This window comes from Candidatus Poriferisodalis multihospitum (assembly GCF_028283155.1).
Classification (GTDB): domain Bacteria; phylum Actinomycetota; class Acidimicrobiia; order Acidimicrobiales; family Poriferisodalaceae; genus Poriferisodalis; species Poriferisodalis multihospitum.
This window is the reverse complement of the sequence record NZ_JAPYOK010000070.1, coordinates 1-4,614: the sequence shown is the minus strand read 5'-3', so window position 1 is coordinate 4,614 and position 4,614 is coordinate 1. Positions and strand designations below refer to the sequence as shown.

5 protein-coding genes are annotated in these 4,614 nt (G+C 71.2%); 2 read left to right on the top strand and 3 right to left on the bottom strand.

Annotated elements, in window-relative coordinates; all coding sequences use genetic code 11:
* A partial coding sequence (locus tag VI480_RS06545; RefSeq protein WP_323672022.1) for a (2Fe-2S)-binding protein occupies nucleotides 1–633 on the bottom strand: 633 nt, incomplete at its 3' end.
* Nucleotides 634–656: 23 nt separating this feature from the next.
* Nucleotides 657–992, bottom strand: a complete 336-nt coding sequence (gene erpA / locus VI480_RS06540; RefSeq protein WP_323672021.1) for an iron-sulfur cluster insertion protein ErpA — start codon at nucleotides 990–992, stop codon at nucleotides 657–659.
* A 102-nt stretch (nucleotides 993–1,094) separates the two neighbouring features.
* Between erpA and VI480_RS06535 the strand changes: the two genes are divergently transcribed.
* The gene (locus VI480_RS06535) at nucleotides 1,095–2,285 is read left to right on the top strand and encodes an Mrp/NBP35 family ATP-binding protein (RefSeq protein ID WP_323672020.1); all 1,191 of its coding nucleotides are present in this window, start codon (nucleotides 1,095–1,097) and stop codon (nucleotides 2,283–2,285) included.
* 8 nt (nucleotides 2,286–2,293) lie between these two features.
* Here the strand turns inward: VI480_RS06535 and VI480_RS06530 are convergent, their stop codons facing one another.
* Nucleotides 2,294–3,172, bottom strand: coding sequence for a hypothetical protein (locus VI480_RS06530; RefSeq protein WP_323672019.1), 879 nt, complete (start codon nucleotides 3,170–3,172; stop codon nucleotides 2,294–2,296).
* Nucleotides 3,173–3,364: 192 nt separating this feature from the next.
* Here VI480_RS06530 and selA point away from each other — a divergent pair.
* On the top strand, nucleotides 3,365–4,614 hold a 1,250-nt coding region (gene selA / locus VI480_RS06525), incomplete at its 3' end, for an L-seryl-tRNA(Sec) selenium transferase (protein WP_323672018.1).

Below are 4,614 nucleotides of genomic sequence, written 5' to 3'. Positions count from 1 at the left end.
GCCGGGCGGTGCGCCGTCGGCACCGAAGTCGAACCCGCCGAGGACGCTGGCCGGAACCGATCGCTGAGGGCCGCCGGTCTCGATCGATGCGCGGCGGGCGGCGGCGTCGGGATCGCGTTCGGTCGCATCCGCGGACGGCGGGGCAGAGGCGTGCGCGGCTGCTTCGCGGATGGTTTGCCAGCCGGTGCAGCGGCAGAGGTGTGCTGCCAGTGCCTTGTCGACCGTGGCGCGATCCGACAGGTCGGCGCCTCGGCGTTCGTGGCCGACGAAGCGGCACACGATGCCGGGGGTGCAGAAGCCGCACTGGGTTGCACCGCAGGCGACGAACGCGTCAGACCATCGCTGTTGCTCTGCGGCGCTCAGACCGGCGGCGGTGGTGACATGGCGCCCCGCCACCCGGCGTGCCGGGGTGACGCATGCCACGCGGGGCGCGTCGTCGACCAGCACCGTGCAGCAGCCGCACTGCCCTTGCGGGCTGCAGCCGTCGAGGACCGTCTCGATGCCGAGGCGGTCGCGCAGCACGCCGAGCAGGGTGTCTCCGTCGTCGGGAACCTCGACGGCGCGGCCGTCGACGGTGAACTGGAGTGTGACGCCGGTCTGCGCCGATCCCCCGGCCGATTCAGGCTGGGGCAGTACTGGCTTGGACTCGGGGCGGCTCAGCTGAACGAGTTGCCGCAGCCGCAGGTGCGCTGCGCGTTGGGATTGTCGATCGCGAAGCCCGATCCCATCAAGCCGTCGCTGAAGTCGAGCGTGGCGCCTTCGAGCAGCTGCGCGCTCATCGGATCTGACACCACCTTGACGTCGCCATACGCCTGCGACATGTCGTCGTTGGCCACTTCGGAGTCGAAGAACATCTCGTAGCTGAAGCCCGAGCAGCCGCCCGGCCGCACGGCGACACGCAGCGCCAGCTGGGTCTCGCCGCCCGCCTCGGACAACTCCTGAGTGATGAGCTCGTGGACCTTCTCAGCGGCGGTATCGGTCAGGGTGATCACAACAGCGACTCCCGAATCAGCCCCACATGGGCAAACGTTCTGCGACCGATGCTAGTGCCATCGGGCTCAGATTCACCGGCGAGCGCCATTACCCTGCGCCCCGTGAGCGCGTCCACCGATGCTCCCGTGAACGACGAGGCGATGATCGCCATCCTGCGGGGCGTCATGGATCCCGAGCTGGGCGACAACATCGTCGACCTGGGCATGGTGCGCAACGCCTACCGCGAGGGCACCACCGGTCACGTGACCGTGGCACTGACCACCGCCGGCTGCCCGCTGCGCGCCACCATCAAGCGAGATTGCGAGACGCGCGTCGCCGGGCTGGCCGGCATCGAGAACGTGCGGTTGCACTGGGACGAGCTGAACGCCGCCGAGAAGGCCCGGGTGATGGAGCGAGCCCGGCGCACCGCGCGCGACAATGCCGCGCCGACGCAGGTGCACGCCAGCACGCGGGTGCTGGCCGTGGCGTCGGGCAAGGGCGGCGTGGGCAAGTCGTCGGTGACGGTGAACCTGGCGGCGGCGCTGGCCGCACGCGGCTTCACCGTGGGCGTGCTCGACGCAGACATCTGGGGGTTCAGCATCCCCCGCATGCTCGGCATGGAGGGTCGCCTCGGCGCCCGCCCCCCGGCCGACGGCGAGGAGCGGGGCAAGATCGTGCCCGACGAGCGCCCAGCCGGCGAGGGCCTGCTGAAGGTCGTGTCCACCGGGCTGCTGGTGGAGACCGAGGAAACCGCCCTGATGTGGCGGGGCCTCATGCTCGCCAAGGCGGTGGAGCAGTTCCTGCACGACGTGGACTGGGGCGAGCTCGACTACCTGCTCATCGACATGCCGCCCGGCACCGGCGACGTGCAGATGGCGCTCGCCCGCCTGCTGCCCCAAGCCGAGATGCTGGTGGTGACCACCCCGGCGCTGAGCGCGCAGAAGGTGGCCGTGCGCGTGGCCGACATGGCCCGCCGCAGCCACATGCCGATCGTGGGCGTGGTGGAGAATATGGGTGCGTTCACCGCACCCGACGGACAGCGGTGGTCATTCTTCGGCGAGGGCGGTGGGGAGCGCCTGGCCGCCGACCTGGACGTGCCGCTGCTGGGCTCGATCCCGCTGGAGCCTGCGGTGTCTGCCGGCGGCGATGCCGGCGAGCCGGTGACCGGCAATGGGCCCGGCGGGCCGGCAGCCGGTGTGTTCGAGGCGATCACCGAGCTGCTGGTGACCGAGATCTGCCCGCCGGTGGACATGGGCACCTGCACCGCTCGCATGGACGGGCCCATCCCGGTCACGCTCGGCGCCCGCCGGTAACTCGCCCGCTACTGCATCGAGCCTGCCGGCGGCGGGTTCGCCATCGCTTCGTCGTAGCCCTCGTCGCCTGGCAGCAGTGTCAAGACCTCGCCATCGGGGGTGACGGCTATCGCCGGAAGCAGGGCCGGGATGTCGTCGAGGCCGTCGGCCCAAGCCATGAGGTCCGCGACGGTGTCGACGTCGAGCAGCGGCTCGAGGTTCTTGTAGGTGGGGAAGATCATCATGAACGTGCCCTCGGCGTGCTGGGCGAAAGCGTCGGCGGGGCGGATCCAGGTGCTCTCGACCGTCTCGCTGCCGTCGTGCAGCGGCTCCTGGCCGTCCGGCGCGTGGGCGATGAAGAAGCGGGTGTCGAAACGGCGGGTCGGGCCGACCGGGGTGATCCAGTGGCTGACGTAGCGGAGGTCGTCGAGCTCGAGCGCGAGACCCTCGTCGAGGCACATCTGCGCGAGGCGGAGTTCGCCGCTGTGCACCTCGCGGCGCAGCGCGGCGAACCTCGCGGCCGTATCGGGATCGTCGAACGAGACATGACCGCCGCCATTGCGAGCCAGCAGCACGCCCGCTTCCTCGAAGCACTCGCGGACCGCAGCCACCCAATAGGCGAGGCCGCCATGATCGACGTCGATCCGGGCTGATGCGGTCGCATCGTCGATGCCGACGCAGACCGACTCCAAGCCTGGGTCCTCCCGGTCTTCGGCATCCACGGCACCGCCGGGGAACACGAACTGGCCGGGCACGAACTCGCTGCGCGGGTTGCGCCGCAGCATGAATACCTCGAGCCCGCCGTCGCCGTCGCGCACCAGCATCACGGTCGCCGCCTGCCGGAGCGGTATCTCGACCGGCGCGGGCGAGTCGGGCGCAACAGCGTCTGGCGCAACAGCGTCTGGCACAGCGGCTCCCCACCTCGGCACGGCCCCGGGGACGCTACCGCCGGGCCGGTGAGGGAGTGCCGGTGAGAGGCTGAGCCGAATGGCGAAGCCGTGGCCCGAGCGGCCCGTGAGCGCCAGCGAACAAGAGCGGGAAGCAACGGGTACGACAACGAGAAGGTTCCGCCTCGCCGCGCGGCATCTAAGGTCCGGGCGATGAGGCCACCGTCGGTGAACGACCTGGCGCTGAGGATCGCCGACGTGGGCTTGCCGCACCCGCTGCTGGTCATCGCCGCCCGGGCGGCCATCGCCGCCGGCGATCCCGACTCGGCGGCCGACGAAGCGCACCGGCTGCGCCGCAGCCTGCTGGGGCCTGCAGTGAACGCCACCGGCGTCTTGCTGCACACGAATCTCGGTCGAGCTCCGCTCGGGAATCAGCACAGCCGAGCTCCGCTCGGGAATCAGCACAGTCGGGCCCCGCTCGGCCTGGAATCTGACAATCAGCCGGTGCGGTTCAGCAATCTGGAATTCGACCTTGCGTCGGGCCGGCGCGGCTCGCGCACCACGCACGCGTCGCTGCTGCTGGCGACGCTGACCGGCGCCGAGGCGGCGCTCGTGGTCAACAACTGTGCCGCCGCGGTGACGCTCGTGCTGGCGGCCCTGGCCCACGATCGCGGCGTGGCGGTGTCACGGGGCGAGCTGGTGGAGATCGGCGGGGGCTTCCGGGTGCCCGAGGTAATGGAGCAGTCGGGCGCACGGCTCGTGGAGGTGGGCACCACCAACCGCACCCGGGCCGCCGACTACCGGGCTGCTGCCGAGCGGGACGACGTCGCGCTGCTGCTGAAGGTGCACCCGTCCAACTACCGCATCACCGGCTTCACCGAGGAGGCCAGCGTGGCAGACCTGGCCGCCATCGGGCCGCCGGTGGTGTCTGACCTGGGCTCGGGCCTGCTGGATGAACGCTGCGATTGGCTGGGGCAGCGCCCCGACTGGCTGGCCGGCGAGCCGGGTGCCCGCCAGACGCTGGCGGCAGGCGCGGCGCTGGTCACGTTCTCGGGCGACAAGCTCATGGGCGGGCCCCAGGCCGGGATCATCTGCGGCCAGGCCGACCTCATCGCCGCCTGTGCGGCACACCCGCTGATGCGGGCCTTCCGGCCCGGATCGCTGGTGCTGGACGCATTGCAGTCGGTGGCACTGGCGTACCTGCGTCGCGATGCCGACGCGATCCCGTTCTGGCGCATGGCCAGGGCGCCGGTTGAGGAGTTGGCACAGCGGGCCGAGGCGCTCGGTGTGGGCCGGCCGTCGCGAACGACAGCGCTGGCCGGTGCCGGGTCGCTGCCCGGCCAGGAGATCCCCTCCGCAGGCATCGAACTCGACGGCGACTACGCGGCTGCGCTGCGGGCATTCGACCCACCGGTCGTCGCCCGCGTCAACGAGCAGACCACCGTGATCGACCTGCGCACGGT